Raw genomic sequence first — 2,352 nt, 5'->3', positions numbered from 1 at the left:
CGGCGATGAGGCCGAAAGCGAGGATGACGCTGCGCATATTTGATACCTAGTCGAAGGAGTTCGTCGATGCGCTAACGGCTCAGCTCGGTGATCTATCCCTTCCGCTTACGGATCCGAGGCCACCCCTTCCGCGGAATTCGGACCGTGATTGAACGATCGAGTGGCTACTTACCGCCAGCCTTCTCGTAGGCATCGATGGCGCGCCGGCAGTTCGGGGACATCTGGCTCATGTTCTTCTTGAAGCAGGCGTCCATTTGCGGGCTGTTCGAATCGATGCCGGCGCAGAATGCGAGGGCGTCACCCGCACAGTTGGTCTGCAGGTCCGCGTTGCCGCGGTCGGGTGCCTGCGCTGAGACGGGAGCGGCGAGAGCGATGACGCTGACGGCGAGGATGAGGCTGCGCATACTTGGTCCCTACCCGGAGCAATTCGTCGAGGCCTAACGAACCTAGCGCTAGTTTTATCCCTTCCGCTCCCGGAACCGGATCCCGGCCCCGTTCTCGGGGATGAACTCACGACCGACGGTCACGAGTGATCTTTCTGCTGAAGCCAGCGAGAAAGAGGGTCAGGCCTTCCAGGTCATCGTCTCCCGGCGGCTCACTCTTAGGTTCTGACGCCAGTTCGTGCAGCACCTACGCCAGAAGAGGAGGCCACTCCACACCGTAATCCTGCAGAAGGCGCGCTGTTTTCGCCAGCGCGACAGCCTGCTCCGCCGGCATGGACTGCCCCACGATCCTCGCATCGAGTGCCCGATATGCGAGCGCCCTGCAGAGGCGCAGAACCTCGGAGAGGTGTTCTGGCGAGGTGGCAGCAATCACGGCACGAGGCCCGTGAACCCGCAGACTGCCAGGGCCGTCACAAATAGAGTGAAGCCTGCGAGCGAGACCGTGCCGCCGATGCGGCTCCAGCGCGGTGTCATGAACCCGCCTTCCGCTCCCGGAACCGGATCCCGGCTCCGCCGCCGTTCTCAGGGATGAAGTCCAGACCAGGGCTCATGCCAGATACTCTGAGGCGACAGCCGCACCGCCAAACTCTGTCATTATGGCCCGCAAAGCCACGTCGTCGCTGACCAGCGTGGCGCCGAGCTTCAGTGCCGTCTCGGCAATCACGATGTCTCGGATCTGGTTTTTGTCTTTCCTCGGCGGTTTGGGATCTAGCACCTTGAGCCGCGTGAGCATCGCATCAAACTGATTGGTGTCGTCGCCTACTTCTGCTTGGTCGAAGCCAGCACCCTCGATGTCGAGGCAGAACGAGGCTGCTTGGCAAAGCTCTGGCGCGATTTCCTCGATTGCCTGCAGCAGACCAGCACGGCGGACGGGATCGCACGTCGCTCTGCACTCGTCAGCCTGTACGCGAGTCACGAGGAAGCGCCGACCGGTTTTGTTGAGCAGCGGCAGCATGCCGTCGCACACCCGCGAGAACACGTTGGTGTCCAGCATGAAGGCCGACGGGTTAGCGCTCACCCTTTCCGCTCCCGCACTCTGACGCCGGCCCCGCCTCCATTCTCGGGGATGAATTCAAGCCCAGCAGCTTCGAAGGTTCGCCGCAGTTTGCCAAGGTTGTCGGCGAGAGAGTTCGGCACGCCGTCGCTCTCCTCCATGCGCCTGATCGTGGCCGACGAGACGCCGGACGCCTTCGCCAGTTCGGCAACGGACCAGCGCATGAAGCCGCGAGCCATCCTGATCTGTGCCGCCGTCAGCATCCCGGTCCCGTGATATAAATTTGTTCGTGCGTGAGCATAATGTGTTGACGCTCAATGGCGATTGAGCAATATTAGCTCATAGGCGCAGCAAACGGAAGCGACGCCGAGCAGGATTTACGATCCATGTCCCACCGCACCGTCTCATGGACCCGCATCGACCGCGCTGGCCTCGACGCCCGCACCAAGATCCCGGCCGGCCTGCTCGGCGCCCGCGCCCTGATCCAACTCGGCGCCCGTACCCGACCCCTCGTGGTCGCCGGCCGCTACGACCGCGCCGCCATCATGGCAGCCGCCTGCAAGGCCGGCCTCTCCCGGACTTTGAAGCCGAGCCCGGCACCACGTCGCCGGATCGCTTCCTGATCGACTTCGCGCCGACGCTGCTGCCGTTGCTGGACGAGGCCGATGTCGAGTGGGCTAGGGTCCATGTGCTCTACTATCATTCTTATTCTTCCTTTGTCCCGCGTCAAGGCCCCAACCTACCGTAATTCACATCCCTAAATTACCAATACAATTTCTACTCTTCGCTCACCGCCAGTTGCTACCTCTCAAACTTTTATTCTATACATCCTCTCTACTATCTCATCTATTCCATTATCGGCCCGCTGATGAACGTGCCGGTTCAGACGCTGGAGGGCCTGATCCTCAAGCAGCG

At 61.6% G+C, this 2,352-nt stretch carries 4 protein-coding genes; 1 reads left to right on the top strand and 3 read right to left on the bottom strand.

What is annotated here, in order from left to right:
- Positions 1-164: 164 nt before the first annotated feature.
- The 3 genes from MKK82_RS24665 to MKK82_RS24655 form a co-directional block, all read right to left on the bottom strand.
- Positions 165-404: a 3',5'-cyclic-nucleotide phosphodiesterase gene (locus MKK82_RS24665; RefSeq protein ID WP_243987194.1), complete on the bottom strand. Its 240-nt coding sequence runs from the start codon at positions 402-404 to the stop codon at positions 165-167.
- Positions 405-990: 586 nt separating this feature from the next.
- On the bottom strand, positions 991-1,437 hold the full coding sequence (locus MKK82_RS24660; protein WP_243987193.1) for a hypothetical protein: 447 nt from the start codon (positions 1,435-1,437) through the stop codon (positions 991-993).
- Positions 1,438-1,457: 20 nt separating this feature from the next.
- Positions 1,458-1,700 (bottom strand): helix-turn-helix transcriptional regulator, encoded by a 243-nt coding sequence (locus MKK82_RS24655; RefSeq protein ID WP_243987192.1) that lies wholly within the window; start codon positions 1,698-1,700, stop codon positions 1,458-1,460.
- Positions 1,701-1,823: 123 nt separating this feature from the next.
- Here MKK82_RS24655 and MKK82_RS24650 point away from each other — a divergent pair, with 123 nt between their 5' ends.
- Entirely contained in the window at positions 1,824-2,060 is a 237-nt protein-coding gene (locus MKK82_RS24650; protein ID WP_243987191.1) for a hypothetical protein, read from the top strand.
- Positions 2,061-2,352 lie beyond the last annotated feature (292 nt).

Source organism: Methylobacterium sp. E-046 (assembly GCF_022829625.1).
Lineage (GTDB): Bacteria > Pseudomonadota > Alphaproteobacteria > Rhizobiales > Beijerinckiaceae > Methylobacterium > Methylobacterium longum.
The sequence above is the reverse complement of the archived record's forward strand: the minus strand, read 5'-3'. Positions and strand labels throughout refer to the sequence as shown.

Bases quoted from the DNA above. Each gene is read 5' to 3' on its own strand.
- MKK82_RS24660 (WP_243987193.1), bottom strand. From the start codon at position 1,437: ATGCTGGACACCAACGTGTTCTCGCGGGTGTGCGACGGCATGCTGCCG.
- MKK82_RS24650 (WP_243987191.1), top strand. From the start codon at position 1,824: ATGTCCCACCGCACCGTCTCATGGACCCGCATCGACCGCGCTGGCCTC.
- MKK82_RS24655 (WP_243987192.1), bottom strand. From the start codon at position 1,700: ATGCTGACGGCGGCACAGATCAGGATGGCTCGCGGCTTCATGCGCTGG.
- MKK82_RS24665 (WP_243987194.1), bottom strand. From the start codon at position 404: ATGCGCAGCCTCATCCTCGCCGTCAGCGTCATCGCTCTCGCCGCTCCC.